The sequence below is a fragment of the Methanosarcina sp. Kolksee genome, assembly GCF_000969945.1.
GTDB classification, from domain to species: Archaea; Halobacteriota; Methanosarcinia; order Methanosarcinales; family Methanosarcinaceae; genus Methanosarcina; species Methanosarcina vacuolata.
Genome location: NZ_CP009524.1, coordinates 210,066 through 229,878, shown reverse-complemented (window position 1 = coordinate 229,878; position 19,813 = coordinate 210,066). Strand labels below are relative to the sequence as shown.

Sequence of the window (19,813 nt, the reverse complement as noted above, 5' to 3'; positions counted from 1 at the left end):
GATTGTTACAGCAGACCCTTTTTAACACATGAAAATGAATAATTCTTACACTGAAAACTTGATTATGAAAAAATCAACCGTGTATCTGGTAGATAACCAATTTTGCTATTTTCATAATATTTGCATTAACTGATTCTCCCGTACAGACCCCAGTTTTTAACCATTTGTGACTTAAACCGACAATGGCTTCTATAGAACATTTAAGATATATGTTGTATGGAATACGCAATAACTATAGAGAATGTGGTGGCATCCACCACTCTGGCGGAAGATTTCGACCTGCTGAAGATAGAGGCCGGACTGGAGGGAGCAGAATATAACAAAGCTAAGTTCCCTGGCCTGGTCTACAGAACTGAGAACCCAAAGGCTGCTTTTCTGATTTTCACCTCCGGAAAAGTGGTATGTACCGGAGCTAAGACCGTCGAGAACGCTAAAATGGCCATAATCAATCTGGCTAAAATACTCAAGTCCATTGGCTGCGAGAAAATAAATTCAGAACCTGAGGTTTATATTCAAAACATTGTAGCAACTGCTGATTTGGAAACGAACCTGAACCTGAATACAATTGTCATAGCCTTTGGTATGGAGAACGTAGAATACGAGCCAGAGGTATTTCCCGGGCTTGTTTACAGGCTTGAGTCTCCCAAGGTAGTAGTGCTCATATTCAGCTCTGGCAAACTGGTGATCACAGGCGGCAAATCTCCGGAGGATTGCGAGAAGGGCCTGCAGGTCATAAAGACAGAGTTTGATAACTTAGGGCTTATTTATTGAATCTTCTTAGAACTTAGAGCAGGAATAATCCATAATTCAACCTGGCAGAGAGAAAGGAATCCCAGGAGGAAGAATGTTTCCGGCGTGAAAGTTTCCGATTCAGGACGTTGCGGCATGGATGAAGGTAATGAAGAAGGAAAAATATTTCCGGTTCAGGACAGCCTTGACCTGACACACAAAAAGTTTATATATTATAAAAGGGTCATCGCCCCTGTCTGGAAGATAACCTCTTGGATAGAGAGGTAAGGTACTCTTTCAGCCATCTGGAGAAAACTGACCCCGGACAAACAGCAGAATTTAAAACAGTCATAAAGACGCCTGCTTATTAAAAAATTAAAGATAGAGATAGAATAACCTTCCCGGAAAATAGTTTGCCTCTGTTTAAAAAAGAGTTGAAAAACGGCAAAAAACAAATCTGAATAAACTCCAGAGAATTAAAAGATCGGAGTTATGGAAACTCTTGCGCAAGTTCCCATCGAAAGTAAGAGATCAGGTAATTACTGAGGAGAACTAAACAGGAGATTCATTTCACTTGTGTACTTTCAAAAATATACTTTGATCACCACATTTTGCCTGTTTCAAATCTACAATAAAAACAAATCTACTTGATAACCTCCTCGCTCAAAATAAAAACTTCCGTATCTTCACCCTCTGCAATAAAATCGCTTTGGAATTGAAAATAATCGACCAATAAATTTTGATCTCGTTGTTTAGATCAAAGAGAGCAAAAAAATACTTCTTTTTTACAAAATCATTTGCAGAGAAAATTGAGATGAGAATTATAAAATTATAGCGATTCAAAAATTAACATAGGTGAAGGTATATGCAATAAAATCTAACTGTGATCTGCAAGTGCATCCCGGAATACTAGGGAGTACACTTATCAGAATTAACTGGAAAAAAATCCATAAGGGCCAGGAAATAGAAAATAAAAGATATCTGAACCTGGCAGCTTAAAAGCTTTCTGAAAAAAGCTTAAAAACGGGATAAAAAACGGGAAGTAACTCAAAAGTTATTTTCAGAAAGCTTGAAAAACAAGAGAAAGGACTGAAATCCAGCTTCTGAATGAACAGTACACCACTCAAAGTTATCCAATCCCTCTCAATGGAAGGAATTCGATCTGGAGGTTTTCGAATTCCCTGCCATTATATTCAAGAAGCGTTTGGTAAAAAACGCTTAAACATTTCAGGGAGATGTGACTTGCAGAGTCAACGATCTGAGCAATCCGAGACTCTTTTGCTAAATGGAGGTTAAAATATGTTGGATTTGAAACTGGAAGATATCGACGGCATATTAGTACGCTACAACGTCGCCCTCGAAAAGGAAATGACCCCTGATGAAGCTGCAGAAGAGCTTTATCCAAAAGACGAACTCATCTATCCTGTTGCAAAAGCAATCTATGAGGGAGAAGAGGATGACGTAGTTGACGCACTCCAGGCTGCTATCGATGCAGGCAAGAAGCCAATCGCCCTTATCGATGATGCCCTGATGGTAGGAATGGGAGTTGTAACCCAGCTCTACGACGATGGTATCATTTTCCTCCCGAACGTTATGATGTCCGCTGATGCCATGCTGGCAGGTATCGACTTCTGTAAGAGCCAGACCACCGAAGTTCCCGAGCCAAAGGGCAAGGTTGTCTGCCATGTTGCAGAAGGAGACGTCCATGACATCGGAAAGAACATTGTTGCTGCCCTTCTGAGAGCAAATGGCTACGAGGTAATTGACCTTGGAAGAGATGTTCCTGTAGACGAAGTAATCGCTGCAGTCGAAAAAGAGAAGCCAATAATGCTCACAGGTACTGCTCTTATGACAACCACCATGTATGCATTCAAGGAAGTTAATGACAAACTCCTTGAAAAGGGAATAAAGATCCCATTCGCATGTGGTGGCGGTGCTGTGAACCAGGACTTCGTGTCTCAGTATGAACTTGGAGTTTATGGTGAAGAAGCTGCTGATGCCCCCAAGATTGCTGACGCAATCGTTGCAGGTACTACAGATATCACAGCATTAAGAGAGGAATTCCACAAACACTGAGGAGGGAGCAAAAATGGTAAAAAAAATACACTTCAATGGCTCACGCTAACGCAGATGAACTGATTTTCGGGCAATCAAAATTCCCTGTAAAAGCAGGGCTTGGCCTTGAAATTGGTGCCGGTTACACGACTCCCGAAGTAAACTATGCCCCAAGGCCTGGAGCCGGCGCATCCAAAGAAAAACTCATAAAAGAGTATGAAAGGATCACCACTGACATTATGGCAAGGATGGTCCAGATAGGAGCTCCCTCTGTTGTACTTGAAACTGAACACGTTCAGCAGATGTCCAACAATCCCTCCTGGGGAGGAGCTGTTGCACATGCCCAGAAGACCATCATGGAAGAATACCATGACGAATACGGTATAAAGTGTGCACTTCGCCACACAATTGGTGACATTCGTGAAGACCGTGACTACCTCCAGCTCAGAGGAGACAAGTACAGCACCTTTATGGAAGCCTTTGAAGAAGCTGCCAACAATGGTGCAGACCTGCTCGCAGTTGAGTCAATGGGTGGTAAGGAAGTCTTCGACTATTCTATTCTGAGAAACGACACTGCAGGTATCCTCTTCGGAATTGGTGTACTTGGCAGCATGGACATGGAAATGGTCTGGTCCGACATTGCAGACGTTGCAAAGAAGACAGGAACTGTAGCCTCAGGTGACACAGACTGTGCCCAGGCAAACACTGCAATGTTCATTGCAGGCGGTCTGCTTGACAAGAACCTTGCCCACACAACTGCAATTGTTGCAAGGGCAATCTCTGCAGCAAGATCCCTCTGTGCATATGAAGCCGGTGCAGTAGGCCCTGGAAAGGACTGTGGTTATGAAAACAGCATTGTAAAATCCATTGCAGGTGTCCCGATAGCTCAGGAAGGTAAGACCTCAACCTGTGCCCACTCTGACCTGATGGGTAACATTGTCATGCAGTGCTGTGACCTCTGGTCCAACGAGTCCGTTGAGTACCACGGTGAATTCGGCGGTACAACTGTTCAGTGCTGGTCCGAGACCCTTGCATACGACTGTTCCATGATGAACGTTGCCCTTAAGACTGGCAAAGCAAAGGACCTCAGGGACATCCTCGTGCTCTCTGACAAATACAGAGACCCACAGGGCTATGTGATTGCCTACGACAACGCTTACAAGGTAGGACAGGCAATCGCAAAGGACGGAGAGAACAACTACCTCCGTGCAAAGAACGCAGCAATCGAATGTTGCAACATCGTCGAAGAAGGTGTCAACTCCGGCAAGCTCAGACTTACAAGATTCGAAACCAATGCTCTTGCAAAGGTTAAGGCCGACCTCGAAGCCCTCACTGACGATGCTGACAAGTTCATGAGCGACAACCTGACCAAGTTCAAGCAAGAAGTTGCAGTTTTCAAACCAGAAAACTACGGGCTCTAAGCCCTAAACTTCTTTTTTTAACTTTTTTAAAATTATGGCTTCAGGTGAAACTATGAGCGAAAACGTAGGAACTGCTACTGTAATAGTTGACAAGACTGCAAATGCTGCCCCTCTGGGCTTTACCGGCCTTGGCCTTGCCGCAGTTCTGTTAAGTCTAAGCTACATAGGGATATATCCTGTGGAATCGATGATTGTCTCCATGGCAATATTTCTGGGTGGATTTGCCCAGGTTTTTGCAGGAATTATGTCCTGGAAAAAAGGAGATATTTTTGCAGGGACTGCATTCTCTGCTTTCGGCCTGTTCTGGTTCTCACTGGCCGGATTGCTTGTTATGCCTGCAATCGGCTGGGCTGAGGCTTCGTCCGGAACTGCTATGGCCGCGTATCTCTTTATCTGGGGTGTATATACCTTTGTTATGCTGGTCGCTACTATGAGAATAGGAGTCCGTGCACTTCAGTTTGTCTTTGTTACATTATTTTTGCTATTTATGTTGCTTGCTGTTGTAAACGCAACCGGCAGTACAGGGTTGCTTATAGTAGCTGGCTATGTAGGACTTGTTATGGGTCTTGGAGCTCTTTATACAGCTCTTGGCATGGTAATGAACGAGGTCCACGGAAAAACCGTAATCCCACTCTAATAGTAAAATAATCAGCATTCATTGAGTAAAACTCTCGAGTACCTGGTAAAAGACCTGCACCAACCTCAATAAGCATAAAAAAAGTATAAAATTGCAGGAAAAAACAGAAAAACAGCTAAAAACGACTCTTCAGGTAAGCACAGGTATTAAACCTGTGTTTACCAATCCTCCCAATAGTATTGAATGAGTGGCTAAACTCTGTATTGTGACCGCGTTATAAAAACACAGGCACTCGAGGGCTTATTCAATTTAAAAAATCGTTTTCGTTTTTGTTTTTACCGTAAGCCTTTTAAAAAAAGGCTTGGGCAAAAACCTCAGCAATAATTGAAGTTGAGTATCTTATCTCCGAACCCTATCAGCGTGATTAAACGGTGCAACAGTTGTGGCACAAACCTTTTCAAAAAACGTTTGATTGAAAACCTTTTCAAAAAATGTTTGATCGAAAACGAGGCAACATTTGAGCTAGAAAGAAGATTGGAAAAACTAATTAACGGTGAACTTCGAATGCAAGCGGATAAAAAGCTTGACAAAACCCACAACAAAATCCGCAATAGATCTTATACAGGGCTTGCTTTGAGTTTGATACTGACACTTTTCAAGCTGCTAGCCGGGATTTTGGGAAATAGTACTTTGCTTCTTGCCGATGCAGTTCGCTCCTTCTCCGAATTCGCCAATGAATGTATAAAACTCCTGGATTTTTCTATTGGAAGTAAACCTGGAGATGAAAGCCATAACTACGGACATGGAAAAATCACAACCCTCTGCATGGGAGCAGAAGCTTTTATTCTTCTTTTTGCAAGTTTTCATATGATTTCCCTGAGTTCTGGGGAAATGCTCATGTTTTTGCAGGGCAAAGAGCCCGAAACTCCTGAAATTATTGCACTTTATGCAGCAATTTCAGCCTTTATATTAAGAAATATTATGGCAGTTCTGACAGAAAATCCTGAATTACAGGCTAAAGAGGATTTTTCAAAAGCTCATATCCCTGTAAAAGGCTTATCAATTATTCCAGTAAAACGCTTGTTAATAATTCCAATAAAAGACGTATTAATATCCTGCATTGTTATTTCAGGGATAGGATGCACATTTCTGCCTGGAAAAAGCTTTGATATAGCTGATTCTTTCGCTGCTCTTCTTTTAAGCCTCTATCTCCTTGGAACTTCAGGAAGACTTCTCTACAGGATTGCAAATGAGCTGATAGAAGCTTCCCTTGAGGAGGAAAATAACCTCAGAATTAGAGAGATTATAAACAAAACCGAAAACGTCACGGGTTCAGGAGAACTTAAAACTCGCAGGATAGGAAAGGGTATAGCAATCAACGCCATTGTTAATGTGAATAACTCCCTGAGTGTCCTGGAAGCTGCAGAGATAGCAAATCTCGTAGAAGAGAGGCTGAAAGCAGCTTTTACAGAAGACACATACATACTGATAAAGATCGAGCCCGTACCAGGAAAGAACCAGAATTTCAAAAGCAAAAGTAGATCATCTAATGAGAAGAAAGGGGAAAAGGCAAGTTTATTTTAACAAAACATACATGATATTCTTCAAAAACATGTCCAAAAAATGAAAGTGTTTAAGAGCACTTTCATGCCAAATAAAACATAGAAAAAATAAAATAATATGGCAATAATGGTGTGAAAAAACCAATATGAAAACCGAAAGTTAGGAAAACAGCAAACCCATCGCTTTAATTCTAGCGGGTATCTATCTAGCTACTACAAGATTTAACAGATATCCAGGTTTTACGTATATGGGTATAAATTGAGACCTAATTTAGAGAGCTCTGAATCTTATCGCTTGCTAAAGAAAGCTTAATTACCCGAATTTAAAAATGGTATGAATTAAAAGTAGTCTGAATTAAAAATGGTCTGAATTTAAAGTGGTCTGAATTTAAAGTGATCTGAATTTAAAGTGATCTGAATTTAAAGTGGGCTGAATTTAAAATGGTCTGAATTTAAAGTGGGCTGAATTTAAAATTGTCTGGATTAAAAAATTGTCTGAAAATCCTGGAAGTTATATCTAACTCTCAAAAGAGGTTAAAAATGCACTTCAGTCTTGGAATCGACGCGGGGGGCACTTATACTGATGCCGTTATCATTAGAGATTCAGACGGATCTGTGATAGAATCCAGTAAAGCGCTAACTACATACCCCGATCCCCTACCTGGAATGAAAAACGCTATTGATGCGCTGAACCCGGAGTATCTTAAAGACATTAAACTGGTATCTGTATCTACAACCCTGTCTACGAATACCATATTGGAAAGCACTGGGTTTCCGGTAGGGCTAATCATGATAGGGGATTATGTGATTCCTGAGAAACTTCCTACGGACTACTGGATAGCGGTCTCTGGTGGGCATAACAGTGACGGAGAAGAACTGAAGGCTCTTGACCTTGACTCAGTAGAAGAATTTGCCCTCAAGGTAAAAGATAAGGTTTCGGCTTTTGCAGTTTCTTCATATTTCAGTAACCGCAATCCGGAACATGAGCTTGCTGTCAAAAAAGCCGTAAAGGGACTTACAGGGCATCCTGTGGTTTGCGGGCACGAACTTTCACAGGACCTTGGAGCCTATGAAAGGGCTATAACTGCGTTTCTTAACGCCCAGTTAATTCCTATTACTCACAAGTTTATCCAGTCAATAGTTAAGGAGTTCGAAATCCGGGGTATAAATGCTAACCTGCTGATGCTGAAATGTGACGGATCAGTGGTGGGAATAGAAGAAGCCCTGGAAAAGCCCATTGAGACAATATTTTCAGGGCCTGCCGCAAGCCTTGTTGGGGCATCTCATCTGAGCAAGCTCGAGACCTGTGCTATGATCGACGTTGGCGGCACGAGCACGGATGTAGCCATGATGGAGAACGGGCTTCCCCAACTCAGCAATATGGGTGCCGTTGTCGGAGGCTGGCAAACCCGCGTAAAAGCAATTCGTATGGAAACCTCTGCAACAGGAGGAGACAGCCATATCTGGGTAAAAGGCGACAGAACTTATATCGGCCCGCGTCGGGTAATTCCACTCTGCCGGGCTTCGGTTATATATCCCGGTTTCAGGGAAAAACTGAAATCGAACAGAGTTGCAAAAGGGTATCTCTGCGAGAGCATTCAGGTAACAAAATTTTATGTCAGGACCAGCTTCAAGCCTATCGAATTGAAGGCAGGAGAGAGGGAAATATACAGGCACATCGGAAAAGAGCCTGTTTCCTTCGGTGACCTGCTCATAGCCCTGAAAAAACGTCCATCACCGTCCATTCTGGACTCATTAGTCCAGAAAAGGTTAATCCAGGCAATAGGTTTTACGCCTACCGATGCCCTTCATGTGCTCGGAGAATATACTGAATGGGATGTAGAGGCTGCAACAATCGGAGCTTCCATGCTTGGAAGGATAGTTAAGCAGAGCCCAGAAAATTTCAGCGCGGAAGCAAAACGCAGGGTTGCGCGAAATATTGCCGAAGATCTTATTGCTTATCTTATAGAAGGAATGCCTAGAAACGAGATCGACAGGGTTCTTCTCGGAAGAAACTTTACCCGTTTCAGAGTTGAAATTCCTGTGGTGCTTCTAGGAGGACCTGTAAAGGCATATGTTGAGGATCTCAAAAACCTGATTAATGCTGACTTTATAGTTCCAGAGCACGCTGAGGTTGGAAATGCTGTCGGAGCTCTTGTCGGGAAAGGAATTAAAAGGGTAGAGATTCTTATAAAAACAAAAGTTATCAAGTCTTTTGAAGGAGAGGCTAAGAATATAGATAACGAAGCTCATGAGAAGTGTACTGCAGAAGATACCTTGCCGTATCAGACTAAAAACGAGTTCATTGTCTTTTCCCCATCTGAAAGAAAGAAATTTGAAAGCTATAGTGAAGCCGTTGAATTCGCAGAAAAGCTTGGAAGACAGCTTGTTATGGACTACATGGTGAGTGCAGGACTTCAAAAGGAGAACATAAAAATAGACGTAAGCCGGAAGCATCTAGCTCCGAGCGGCTGGACTGATGTGCCCCTGGAAACAAAACTTGTTTTCGTAGGAATAGGAATCCCAAAAACTACGATTACAGCTTGAGAGGATAAGGATAAATTAGGATATCAGCAGCCGGATATTATAAACAGAGATATATATCTTGAGAATAATTTTATAAATCCGGATAAAAAAGATGTATACAGCTAAAAAAGGACCTTAATTTGTAATATAAAGTAAAAATGGGGCTGTTTTGACATGCAATATAGTCTGGGTATTGACGCAGGCGGAACCTACACCGATGCTGTAATATTAAGAGATTCGGATAGCCGGATCCTTGATACCAGCAAGGCAATTACTACCTATCCGGACCTTATGGCCGGAATTCGAAATGCAATTGATAAACTGAATCCGGAGTATCTCAGCAAAGTAAAGCTGGTATCGGTTTCCACAACCCTGTCAACAAATACCATTCTCGAAAAAACAGGGTATCCTGTTGGTCTGATTCTGGTAGGGAACTACACTGTCCCAAAAAAACTTCCAGCAGACTACTGTATTATTGTAAAAGGAGGACATGACAGCAATGGAGATGAACTGCAGCCTCTGGACCTTGCTGCCGTAGAACAATTTGCAGTAAGCCTGAAAAAGAAAGTCTCCGCGTTTGCAGTGTCTTCGTACTTCAGCACGAGAAACCCGGAACATGAGCTTAAAGTAAAGGAGATAGTCCTTAAATTGACAGGGCATCCTGTGGTCTGCGGATATGAATTATCTCAGGAGCTGGGAGCTTACGAACGGGCAGCCACAGCCGTATTAAACGCCCAGCTAATTCCAATAACCTATCAGTTTATCCATTCCATCACTGCCGAAATAAAGAAAAGAAACCTTGATGCGAAAATCCTTATGCTGAAATGTGACGGCTCGGTTATAGATATAAAAGGCGCAAAACTGCGTCCCATTGAAACCATATTCTCAGGCCCTGCTGCAAGTATTAAGGGAGCTTCTTACCTCTCAGGACTGGACACATGTGCCGTAATTGATGTGGGAGGGACAAGTACGGATGTCTCCATAATAAAAAATGGAGTTCCTGAGCTTTGTGAGAAAGGAGCAGTTGTAGGAGGCTGGCAAACCCGCGTAAAAGCAATAAGAATGGAGAGTTCAGCAAACGGGGGAGATAGCCATGTGTGGTTTAAGAAATGCATAAGGATAGGTCCGAAAAGGGTTATGCCTCTCTGCGTTGCTGCTGTACGGTACCCAAACTTTAAAGAGAAACTTGAGAAGAACCCTGTTCCCCTGAGAACCATGCTCAGTGAACATACTCAGCCCACAAAATTTTTTGTTAGTACTGGAGTAGCCCCTATTAGTCCTACAGAAAGCGAAAAAAAGTTACTTGAGATTGTAAAAGACGAGCCTCTTTCGATCTACGGAATTTTAAATAAAATGAAGCGGTTCCCCTCTCCAGAAGTCCTTGATTCATTGATTCAGCAGCGTGCAATCCAGGCTATAGGCTTCACACCGACTGATGCCCTGCACGTACTTGGGGAATATACCGAATGGGATGTGGAAGCTGCCCAGATTGGAGCCAAAAAACTTTCGCGTTTTACTCAAATGGGAGTTCATGCTTTTTGCAAAAAGATAAAGCAGCAGATTGCAAAAAATATGGTTTACAGCCTTATGTCTTTTATCATGGAAGGCAGGGGAAAAGAAGGGATAAAGAAAATGCTGGAGGAAGACGTTCCTGTCCAGTACAAATTTAATATTCCCATAGTCCTGCTCGGAGGCCCTGTAAAGGCTTATTATGAAGAGATTAAGGGTCTCATAGATGCAGAGGTTATAGTTCCTGACCAGGCCAGCGTAGGAAATGCAGTTGGAGCTCTAGTAGGAAAAGGAATTAAAAGAATTGAGATAATTATAAGACCATCTTCAATGGAAAATCCAGACCAAAATTTCCTGGTATTTACCCCTGAAGGAAGGAAGAAATTCGAGCAATATGGTATGGCGATAGAATATTCCCATAAAACCGGTGAAGAACTTATTCTGGATTCAATGAAAGATTTTGGGCTTCCAGAAGGGTCAATAAAAATAAGCACAAGTCTGGAATACCTTTCTCCACCTGGCTGGAAACATACGCCAATGGAGACAAAAATGACTTTTGTAGGAGTCTGTAACCCTGAGATTTTAACAAATTAGAGATAAAATTATATATATATGATGTTTTTTATATATGAAAGTCGATTTAAAAGCCGGAGAAATGCTCAATTTGAAAACGAAAAGCCAGAGAACCAGCCTGCTGGAAAGAAAGATCGGCTACAACTGCAAGTTACTGAATAACAGGAAGTAAGAGAACATGGATTCTTCACTTATTGATCTTGTTTTCCGCTCCGATAAGAGAAAAAACCTTCTTACATTGCTGGATAGCGGCTCAAAAAATATTGACGAAATCAAGACCACACTGGATGTTACGGCCACCTCGATCCTTCCCCAGATAAAGAAACTGATAGATCATGATCTTATTGTCCAGGAAGACAAAATGTATAAACTCACAGTCCTGGGAGAGTTCATAATCAAGAAGATAAAACCCCTGATAAGTGCTCTTGATGTAATTGAGAAAAACAATTCATATTGGACAGGTCACGATCTGAACGGAATTCCCCGCCACCTGCTGGAACGTATATCCGAACTGGGAGACTGTACATTTATAGAGCCAGACCTTAACCATATATATGAACCGTCTCAAGAAATAATAGACAGCATGGCCAATGCAAGGCATGCTTCGACTTTTGCGTCCTATTTCAACCCCGCTTATCTCCCCCTGTACGTTGAGCTTGGCAGAAAAGATGCCGAACTTTCCCTGAATTTTAATCAATCTGTCTGGGACCATCTATCAAACGAACACTCAAATATGATAAATGAATTAATGGGCATGGATAATGTAAGCCTGTATGTTTCCAAAGAAGGAATAAAGCTTACTGAGATTACCGTGACTGATAGGACAATGATGCTGGGCCTTTTTGATAAAAAAGGGAAATTCGACCAGCAGTTCATTATAAGCTCCGAACCCAGCGCCCTTTTATGGGGTCAGGAACTGTTCGATTATTTCAAAAGGCTTTCCAGACAGGTAAACAAGATATGAAAAGATACAGACTTATAACCTATATAATCTCTATCTACTTCCAAATGGACTACTGTATAAAGAAATGATAACAGATGCAGTCTAAAAGGATTACCGCATAGAAGTTTTTAGAGAACTTATCAAAAAGTAATAAAAAGTAATTATATTTACAAGTAATATTATGATGATATTATGATACATAAAATTATGATGTTGTGATACATGAAATTATGATGTTGTGATACATGAAATTATGATGTTGTGATACATGAAATTATGATGTTGTGATACATGAAATTATGATGTTATAATACACGAAATTATAATGTTATAATACACGAAATTATAATGTTGTGATACACGAAATTATAATGTTATGATACATGAAATTATGATATCATGACACAAAAAATGGTAATTTTCATTATATACAAGGTATAAATCTCAAAAACCTTCAAGTATAAACCCCAAAGGAAACCAAAAACCCCACACCTGAAGATTCTTTATCCTATGAAAAACTACAATGGCAAGGATAAAGACAGAAAGTTCAGAATATTTTAGTATAGAGATATATATGATGTCACATATAATAGGATGAGACCTAAGAGAGGGAATCAGATGGATTCATCACTACTGGATGTTCTCTTTCTTTCAGAAAAAAGGAAAAACCTACTTTTACTGCTTCTGGACGGACCAAAGAACATCGAAGAAATCAAAAATACGCTTGATGTCCGTTCGAGCCCAATAATGACCCAGATAAAGATACTGATGAAGCAGGACCTTATTGTTGAGAGTAACAGGCTCTATAAACTTTCCAGTATCGGAGAGATTCTGGTTCCGAAGATGAAAACAATTCTTGAAACATTCAACGTCTTTGATAAAAACCACGATTACTGGATAAATCAGGATATGACATCAATTCCTCCTGAGTTTCTCGATGAGATCGGAAAGCTTGGAAACTATATTGAAGTAAACCCTGACCGAAACCATGTGTTTGAATATCCAAAAGAAGTTGTAAAACACCTGTCCGAATCCGATAAAGTGAGGATTTCATCTTCCTTTTTCCTGCCCATCTATCCGTCCCTGTGCATAGAACTTGCCGCAAAGGGCACGGACATAACCCTGGTGTTTACAGAATACGTTTATGATAGAATGCTCAATGACTACAAGAAGGAACTTGAACATTTCCTGAACCTGAAACATACCAAACTCTATGTCTGCAATAATAATAATATGAAAATTGCTTCAAGCATAGTCACGGAAAAGTTCATGGCGCTCTCCCTCTTCTGTAACAGTGGAATTTACTATAATCATAACCTGGTAAGTTTTGATGAAAGTGCGCTTAAATGGGGAAAAGATCTTTTCAATCACTACAAAAGGATAGCAAGGCCTATAACCAAAGTGTGAAAATTTTTATAAGTTTTCCAAATTTCTATAAGTTTTCCAAATTTCTACAAGTTTTCCAAATTTCTACAAGTTTTCCAAATTTCTATAAATTTTTCAATCCTGAACCTTCAGCCAGTTTGGAGTAAAAAGAAAAAAGCAAGAAAAAAGCCAGGTTTAGGAGAAAGGTTTAGGAGAAGTACCTCCCTCCTTGTGGAAAAAAGATTCAATAAAGAATACAGGGCAAGGAAGCAGAAATTTCAGTTCACCCTTATCGTAGCGTTCATTCCAGGAAGATCCTTGACAATAAAATGGTAGGTTCCGATTTCATTAAAGGTATACGTGAAAGGCACCCTGTATGAAAGTTTTTCATCAGGGAACAGCTTTTCCTCACTAACAAGCACGTAATTACCCTGTCTCTTGTCGCTCCACCAGGAAACAGTATCCCCTTTTGAGAGTTCCAGTTCAGAAGGCCGTACCACACCATACTTTTCAAGACGGACAATGTGGTCTTCTCCGAGTTTTGAAGTCGTGTTATTTTCCGACTGTAAGGCAGACTCGGCTTCAGGTACCGAAGAATTAGAATCGTCAGGCACCGATTCATTGCTCTCAGTACAACCTGAGGCAAATAAGAATATTAACCCCATAAGTAAAATCAGACTATTTCTCTTCATAAATATCCCTCTTTTTCATTTAATAGTATAAGTTCAGATCATATTCATTATCTTTTTGATCTGACAGAAAAAAGCAAAAACAAAAATGTAATTCGTGGAACAAAGAAGCAGAAGACAGGAAACAAATCAAAGCAGGAAGTAAATCATAGACAAGAAGCGAAGCGTAGAAAGGAAAAAAATCATAGACAAGAAAGAGAAGGGCACAAAGTAGGGAGAAAAACAGAAGAAAGTGACAAATCGAGGAAAATACGAACGGAACCAAAGCAAAGAAGGAATCAAGAAGAGTAAAAATAAAATCCGGTAAAAAAACCGAACGGAACCGAAGCAAAGAAGGAATCAAGAAGAGTAAAAATGAAATCCGGTAAAAAACTGAAGGAAAAAGATCAAATAAAAAAAATAGAAAATCAAAAAATTTACGTCCCGACTGAGACTTGAACTCAGGTCTAAGGCTCCGCAGGCCTCAAGGATATCCACTACCCTATCGGGACACAAGCAAGCAACACTGATAAGCACATTCAAGGATATAAACTTTATTCCTCAAAGAGACGACAGTGTCTCAAATTTGCTGTAAACTTGAAATCAGGTTTTGAGTACTATGAACAAAATTGATCTTCCGAGTTGGAATTTTCTACCCAATAACTTATTTAGATTTCTGATTGTACAGAAAAATTGGCACACTACCCAAGAGCTTAACCTCTAATTTGTAGCTATAACCCTGGCCTGAAAGTTGGGGAAAAAATCCCGTTTCTCCGACATCACTACCAATAAAGATTAAATGCAACAAGTTCGTTTTTATAATTTATGTCAATGACTATAGGACTTGCAGGAAAACCCAATGCGGGAAAATCCACTTTTTTCAAAGCTGCTACACTTGCAGACGTTGAAATTGCAAATTATCCTTTTACAACTATTAATGCTAATCACGGAGTTACTTATGTGCGGGTTGAATGCCCCTGCAAAGAAAAGGAAAAGAGATGCGGAAAGTGCGTGGATGGGGTAAGGCTCGTCCCGATTGATATAATTGACGTTGCCGGACTTGTCCCTGATGCGTACAAAGGGAGGGGACTGGGAAATACTTTTCTGGATGAACTCAGGCAGGCTCAGGCAATTGTTCATGTAGTAGACGCCTCAGGCGGGACTGACGCCGAGGGCAACCCTGTAGATATCGGAGATCATGACCCTCTTGAAGACGTAGCTTTCCTGAATAGGGAAATCACAATGTGGCTTTATGGCATTCTGGAAAGAAACTGGGTCAAGCTTGCCAGAAAAATCCAGGCCGAAGGGCTCAAGCTAGAAGCAGTAATTGCAGAACAGCTTGCCGGAGCAGGAATAAGAGAATCCCATGTGAATGCAGCTTTGATAGAAACAGGGCTTGCAAGACTGGACCACATTAAATGGAGCGAAGAAGATATGATCCGGCTCTGCGATGCAATGAGAGAGATCAGCAAGCCTCTGCTTATCGCCGCAAATAAAGCCGACGTCGCCTCAAGAGAAAACCTGGACAGGCTTAAAGACCTTGATAGAATAGTAGTCCCTGTAAGCGCAGCAGCCGAACTGGCACTTAAATCTGCAGCAAAAAATGAGCTTATTAAATACAGTCCCGGAGACAGGAAATTCGAGGTGCTTGGTGAAAACCTTACAAAAGCTCAGAAAAAAGGGCTCGAAGCTATTCATAAAGTGATTGAGAGGCTTGGCGGTACAGGCGTCCAGGAGTGCATAAACAGAACTGTCTTCGAGCTTCTGGACCTTATTGTTGTATACCCCGTAGAAGATGAAGGAAAATGGTCCGATAAAAGTGGGAATGTCCTTCCTGATGCCTACATTATGAAAAGGGGCTCTACCTGTCATGATCTTGCTTACCAGATCCATACTGAAATTGGGGATCGATTTTTATATGCCGTAGATGCAAGGACAAGGCTCAGGCTTGGGGAAAAGCACGAACTGAAAAACGGCGATGTAATCAAGATCGTATCCACTGCAAAGTAAACAAACCCAATGATAGATATAATAAATCTGAAAAAGCTGTCATCCGGAAAAGATCATTCGGAACATGCCTGGAAAGAATTATGAAGTTGAGATTAACAATAGAAAAGATGAAATAGTGGATTGCTTTAGCTTGTCAGGGAGGATATTAATCAGATGGATTTACTTTCTTTTGCATATCCGGTCTATGAGAGGTACCTGACCTGGCAAATAGCCAGGGAATTTTCAAATATTCCCAGGCATGTAGCAATCATACTCAAGGAAACTGACCTTTTTGACCCCAAAGGAATCGATAGGCTCATATCCACACTTAATATTTTTAGAAAATTCAAGGTCAAAATTGTGAGCGTCTATGTAGACATCCTGAATACTGACCCGGCTTTAAAAGCTGAAGTCTCATCAACTCTCAAAGCAAAGCTGGAAAAGGTCTTTTCTAACCTTCCTGCCTGTACAGGTTATAGAATCTATGGCGTTGACGGAGAGGTAAATAACACTGCTCCTGGAAACGATTTTCTTGTTTATGTCTCACTGGGATTTGGGGGAAGAGATGAAATTACGAAGGCTGTACTGACTATCCTTGCCGAAGTTAAAGAAGGAACTGTCAGGCCTGAAGAGGTGGACGAAAAAATGATCGAATCTCATCTCCTCGTCCACCACGAGCCTGATATCATGATCCGTTCGGGAGGGCAGAACCTTTCGGATTTCCTGGTGTGGCAGTCAGTCTATTCAGAACTTTATTTTACAGATGTTAACTGGAAAGACGTACGAAAGGTCGATCTGTTGAGGGCTATGAGGGACTTTCAGAAAAGAAAGAGAAGATACGGAAGGTGAGCTGAGCTGGAATTTGGACAAAAGCGCAAAAATTTGCGCTATTCAGTGATTGTGTGCCCCAAATGCCGACAGCATGCCCAGATCACAGAAACAGGAAAAAAAACCCTGAAATGTCAGCATTGCGGCGCTCTCCTGCAAACCCGAAAACTCAGGGTATTCCACTTTTCCGAAGATCTCGAAGACGCCGTGCTTTTTCGAACTCACCTTCAAGCTGAAATCTCCGGAAAAGCCAACGAAAACTTTTCACCAACCTTATCGCCCAAAGAATCTAACTCTTCAACCTCCATAACTGAAACCCCAGTAAAAAAACTTAAATTCCCAGAAAAAAGCCTTTCCAATTCGCCCCCTATAAAAAAAGATCCAAAATCAATTCTTATCGATATTCTGAACACCGCCGGCGGAAAAATAGAAAAAGAAGAACTTCGACAGAAAGCCCTCGAAAAAGGAATAACTCAGGAAAAATTCGAGACAATCCTCAAAAACCTCCTGGAAACAGGAGAACTTTATTCCCCCCAACCAGGAATTATAAAAATTGTATGAGGATATAACTAAACACAACCACCTTCATATAACCCAGCGTAACTTAACCCCCCCTAATTCTATAGTTGCGCCGGTTGATCAAACCGTAACAACGTTTTCGATCGAACCTTTTCAAAAAAGGTTTGCAGTCAAGCCATTTCAAAAAAGGTTTGCGGTCAAGCCATTTCAAAAAAGATTTGCGATCAAGCCTTTTTAAAAAGGCTGCAGGTAGATCAGCCCTTTTCAGCAAATTGAAAAACAATTTATCTTACCCATAATTCAGCCCTCTTGAGCGAAGCGAAAAGGGCCCCGTCCTCCCGAGACGGGACTCGGGTGACGGGACTCGGGAGATAAAATATATTACTACGAAAAGATTTACTATAATTGAATATAAATAAGAACTAAATCGGTTTTGGGGAAGCCAGGAGAGAACAGGCTTTACTCAGAGCTTAGATAAAAATTATAGAATCTTGCCAAAATCAAAGGCAATTCATTTTTCTCGTAAAGTATAACGGTGTTAAACATGATGGATCCGCAAATTGAGCGAAAACTCATTGAAATTATGAGGGTAATTCACGAAAGTGACAAACCTATAGGTGCCCGGGCAATAGCTGATGAACTTAATAACCGGGGCTATGATATAGGAGAGCGAGCGGTCCGTTACCATCTTAGGATCCTGGATGAAAGAGGATTTACAAGCAAACACGGATATGCAGGGCGTACACTTACCGAGCTTGGAGAGAGGGAGATGAGCGACGCCCTCATCGCAGACCGGTTTGGTTTTGTAATATCCCGGATAGAAGAAATGGCGTTTAGAACCACGTATAATCCTGAAACCAATGATGGAGTAGTCCCTGTAAATATTTCATACTTTGATAAGGACGATTTAGAGACTGTTATTGAGGTGGTATCATATACTGCACACGAAGGGTATATGATAAGCCCTAGAGTAAAGATTATTGAAGAAGATGAAGAACTGATTTCCCTACCCCCTGGAAAAATAGGAATAGCTACGGTTTGCAGCGTCGCTTTTGATGGTCTCCTTCTAAAAGCTGGCATCCCTGTGGAACCTGCTTACGGTGGAATTCTTCAGATAGAAAATCAAAAACCTGCACGGTTTTCAGATTTGATTTCCTACAGTGGAACCTCAATTGATCCGATACAAATTTTCATGAGCAGAAAGACCACTTCTGTCCTTGACGTGCTTGAAAAAGGGGAAGGTAAAATCCTTGCCAATATGCGGCAGATTAATTGTTCAGCTTATGACAGAGCTAGAGAAGTTCTCAAAACAGTAGAAAAAGTCGGCCTTGCGGGTTATTTCCCTCCGGGAGAAATTGATGAAACTTTATTTGGAGCTCCCGTTGAAACCGGAAAGTACGGGATTGCAATAGTAGGAGGCATTAATGGCATCTGCGCCCTTGAAGAGACCGGAATTAAAATGAAGACAAATCCTGTTTCTACTGTTATGGAATATAAAACCATGACAGAAATCTGAGGAATCCCAATGTTCAGGCTTACTGTCATTTATGACAACAAAGCCGGTCAGGGGTTTACAGAAAGCTGGGGTTTTGCAGCTCTTATTGAAACAAATCGCGAAATCCTTCTTTTTGACACCGGATGGGATGGCCCTCTCCTCCTGGAACACATGAAGAGGCTCAACATTGACCCAGCCGGCATCGGAAAAATAATTCTTTCTCACCAGCACTGGGATCATATAGGAGGCCTTCCGGAGGTCCTTCAGGCAAATCCCGGGCTTGAGGTCTATGTTCCTGCTTCTTTTTCGGAGAATCTTAAAAGAGAAATTAAGAACAGGGCAACTCTTATCGAAATAAAAGAGCCTGTAGAAATTTCTCGTGGCATCAGGAGTACAGGGGAACTTGGAGACAAGGTAAAGGAGCAGGCTCTTATTCTGGATACGGGAAACGGATCTTATGTACTTACAGGCTGTGCTCACCCTGGGCTTGCCGCAATTCTGGATACTGCCAACCGTTACGGAAAAGTAAAGGGAATTATTGGGGGGCTTCACGATAGCGAGGAGTTTGAAAGGCTGAGAGGGATGGAACTCATAGCAGCAGGGCATTGTACCGCTCATAGAGAAAAAATAAAAGAGATTTTTCCAGCAGAATTTGTCGAAATCGAAGTCGGTCTGCGCATGGACCTGGAATAAATTAAAATATTCGGTTATGTAGAAATCCTAGTAAATAAAGAATATTCAGTTGTTTAAACTGAATTACCTGAGATACTTTTACACATTCATTTTCAGATCCAGTCAGAGCTATTTAGATAGATTTCTGCAAAGCCAGATATCCTAAACAAATTAAAAACTTCTATTCTAAAAATTTTACTTTATAACCCTGTATTTGAAATAGATTTTATAAAAATTCTGAATTTTAACATTTTAATTTTAAAGAATATAAATTACAGAAAATTAATAAAGAATCTATAGTTAGAAATAGAATGTCCTCTAAAAAGAATACAGGATTTGGTGGGAAATAACGGAAAGTGAGAAAAGATGCTGAAATTGTCCG

General features: G+C 41.1%; 15 protein-coding genes, 1 tRNA gene and 1 pseudogene. 15 read left to right on the top strand and 2 right to left on the bottom strand.

Translation table 11 applies throughout. The features are described from left to right. The first annotated feature begins 216 nt into the window (after nt 1-216). The 10 genes and pseudogenes from MSKOL_RS01140 to MSKOL_RS01100 all read left to right on the top strand — a co-directional run bounded on the left by MSKOL_RS01140 (nt 217) and on the right by MSKOL_RS01100 (nt 13,302). A complete protein-coding gene (locus tag MSKOL_RS01140) occupies nt 217-771 on the top strand; it encodes a TATA-box-binding protein (protein WP_048116969.1) in 555 nt (184 codons plus the stop codon). Between the two features lie 84 nt (nt 772-855). Beyond that, nucleotides 856-1,017: a hypothetical protein gene (locus MSKOL_RS20835; protein WP_156150926.1), complete on the top strand. Its 162-nt coding sequence runs from the start codon at nt 856-858 to the stop codon at nt 1,015-1,017. Nucleotides 1,018-2,028: 1,011 nt separating this feature from the next. After that, nucleotides 2,029-2,805, top strand: a complete 777-nt coding sequence (gene mtaC, locus MSKOL_RS01135) for a methanol--corrinoid protein MtaC (protein ID WP_048116961.1) — start codon at nt 2,029-2,031, stop codon at nt 2,803-2,805. Nucleotides 2,806-2,828: 23 nt separating this feature from the next. Continuing rightward, a pseudogene (mtaB, locus tag MSKOL_RS01130) lies at nt 2,829-4,205 on the top strand (methanol--corrinoid protein co-methyltransferase MtaB); the annotation flags it as partial. 52 nt (nt 4,206-4,257) lie between these two features. Continuing rightward, on the top strand, nt 4,258-4,842 hold the full coding sequence (locus MSKOL_RS01125; RefSeq protein ID WP_048116955.1) for an acetate uptake transporter: 585 nt from the start codon (nt 4,258-4,260) through the stop codon (nt 4,840-4,842). 504 nt (nt 4,843-5,346) lie between these two features. Then, a complete protein-coding gene (locus MSKOL_RS01120; protein WP_048158074.1) occupies nt 5,347-6,366 on the top strand; it encodes a cation diffusion facilitator family transporter in 1,020 nt (339 codons plus the stop codon). A gap of 518 nt (nt 6,367-6,884) precedes the next feature. After that, nucleotides 6,885-8,891 carry a hydantoinase/oxoprolinase family protein gene (locus MSKOL_RS01115; RefSeq protein WP_048153296.1) on the top strand — a complete coding sequence of 669 codons (2,007 nt, stop codon included), beginning with the start codon at nt 6,885-6,887 and terminating at the stop codon, nt 8,889-8,891. Between the two features lie 153 nt (nt 8,892-9,044). Further along, entirely contained in the window at nt 9,045-10,973 is a 1,929-nt protein-coding gene (locus tag MSKOL_RS01110; RefSeq protein ID WP_048116952.1) for a hydantoinase/oxoprolinase N-terminal domain-containing protein, read from the top strand. Nucleotides 10,974-11,130: 157 nt separating this feature from the next. Then, nucleotides 11,131-11,916 (top strand): winged helix-turn-helix domain-containing protein, encoded by a 786-nt coding sequence (locus tag MSKOL_RS01105; protein WP_048153295.1) that lies wholly within the window; start codon nt 11,131-11,133, stop codon nt 11,914-11,916. Between the two features lie 597 nt (nt 11,917-12,513). After that, the gene (locus MSKOL_RS01100; protein WP_048116946.1) at nt 12,514-13,302 is read left to right on the top strand and encodes a winged helix-turn-helix domain-containing protein; all 789 of its coding nucleotides are present in this window, start codon (nt 12,514-12,516) and stop codon (nt 13,300-13,302) included. A 236-nt stretch (nt 13,303-13,538) separates the two neighbouring features. On the opposite strand, the gene MSKOL_RS01095 is transcribed toward MSKOL_RS01100, so the two are convergent. Next, a complete protein-coding gene (locus tag MSKOL_RS01095; RefSeq protein ID WP_048116943.1) occupies nt 13,539-13,952 on the bottom strand; it encodes a cell surface lipoprotein in 414 nt (137 codons plus the stop codon). Nucleotides 13,953-14,368: 416 nt separating this feature from the next. After that, nucleotides 14,369-14,440, bottom strand: a tRNA-Arg gene (locus MSKOL_RS01090). Between the two features lie 313 nt (nt 14,441-14,753). Between MSKOL_RS01090 and MSKOL_RS01085 the strand changes: the two genes are divergently transcribed. The 5 genes from MSKOL_RS01085 to MSKOL_RS01060 all read left to right on the top strand — a co-directional run bounded on the left by MSKOL_RS01085 (nt 14,754) and on the right by MSKOL_RS01060 (nt 19,452). Continuing rightward, nucleotides 14,754-15,938: a redox-regulated ATPase YchF gene (locus MSKOL_RS01085; protein ID WP_048153294.1), complete on the top strand. Its 1,185-nt coding sequence runs from the start codon at nt 14,754-14,756 to the stop codon at nt 15,936-15,938. Nucleotides 15,939-16,091: 153 nt separating this feature from the next. Continuing rightward, nucleotides 16,092-16,766 carry an undecaprenyl diphosphate synthase family protein gene (locus tag MSKOL_RS01080; protein ID WP_048153293.1) on the top strand — a complete coding sequence of 225 codons (675 nt, stop codon included), beginning with the start codon at nt 16,092-16,094 and terminating at the stop codon, nt 16,764-16,766. A 45-nt stretch (nt 16,767-16,811) separates the two neighbouring features. Then, nucleotides 16,812-17,306, top strand: a complete 495-nt coding sequence (locus MSKOL_RS01075; protein WP_048153292.1) for a DUF5817 domain-containing protein — start codon at nt 16,812-16,814, stop codon at nt 17,304-17,306. Nucleotides 17,307-17,808: 502 nt separating this feature from the next. Further along, nucleotides 17,809-18,780 carry a DUF128 domain-containing protein gene (locus MSKOL_RS01065; protein ID WP_048116928.1) on the top strand — a complete coding sequence of 324 codons (972 nt, stop codon included), beginning with the start codon at nt 17,809-17,811 and terminating at the stop codon, nt 18,778-18,780. A gap of 9 nt (nt 18,781-18,789) precedes the next feature. Next, a complete protein-coding gene (locus MSKOL_RS01060; RefSeq protein ID WP_048153290.1) occupies nt 18,790-19,452 on the top strand; it encodes an MBL fold metallo-hydrolase in 663 nt (220 codons plus the stop codon). Nucleotides 19,453-19,813 lie beyond the last annotated feature (361 nt).

Bases quoted from the DNA above. Each gene is read 5' to 3' on its own strand.
- MSKOL_RS01140 (WP_048116969.1), top strand. From the start codon at position 217: ATGGAATACGCAATAACTATAGAGAATGTGGTGGCATCCACCACTCTG.
- mtaC (WP_048116961.1), top strand. From the start codon at position 2,029: ATGTTGGATTTGAAACTGGAAGATATCGACGGCATATTAGTACGCTAC.
- MSKOL_RS01125 (WP_048116955.1), top strand. From the start codon at position 4,258: ATGAGCGAAAACGTAGGAACTGCTACTGTAATAGTTGACAAGACTGCA.
- MSKOL_RS01120 (WP_048158074.1), top strand. From the start codon at position 5,347: ATGCAAGCGGATAAAAAGCTTGACAAAACCCACAACAAAATCCGCAAT.
- MSKOL_RS01115 (WP_048153296.1), top strand. From the start codon at position 6,885: ATGCACTTCAGTCTTGGAATCGACGCGGGGGGCACTTATACTGATGCC.
- MSKOL_RS01110 (WP_048116952.1), top strand. From the start codon at position 9,045: ATGCAATATAGTCTGGGTATTGACGCAGGCGGAACCTACACCGATGCT.
- MSKOL_RS01105 (WP_048153295.1), top strand. From the start codon at position 11,131: ATGGATTCTTCACTTATTGATCTTGTTTTCCGCTCCGATAAGAGAAAA.
- MSKOL_RS01100 (WP_048116946.1), top strand. From the start codon at position 12,514: ATGGATTCATCACTACTGGATGTTCTCTTTCTTTCAGAAAAAAGGAAA.
- MSKOL_RS01095 (WP_048116943.1), bottom strand. From the start codon at position 13,952: ATGAAGAGAAATAGTCTGATTTTACTTATGGGGTTAATATTCTTATTT.
- MSKOL_RS01085 (WP_048153294.1), top strand. From the start codon at position 14,754: ATGTCAATGACTATAGGACTTGCAGGAAAACCCAATGCGGGAAAATCC.
- MSKOL_RS01080 (WP_048153293.1), top strand. From the start codon at position 16,092: ATGGATTTACTTTCTTTTGCATATCCGGTCTATGAGAGGTACCTGACC.
- MSKOL_RS01065 (WP_048116928.1), top strand. From the start codon at position 17,809: ATGATGGATCCGCAAATTGAGCGAAAACTCATTGAAATTATGAGGGTA.
- MSKOL_RS01060 (WP_048153290.1), top strand. From the start codon at position 18,790: ATGTTCAGGCTTACTGTCATTTATGACAACAAAGCCGGTCAGGGGTTT.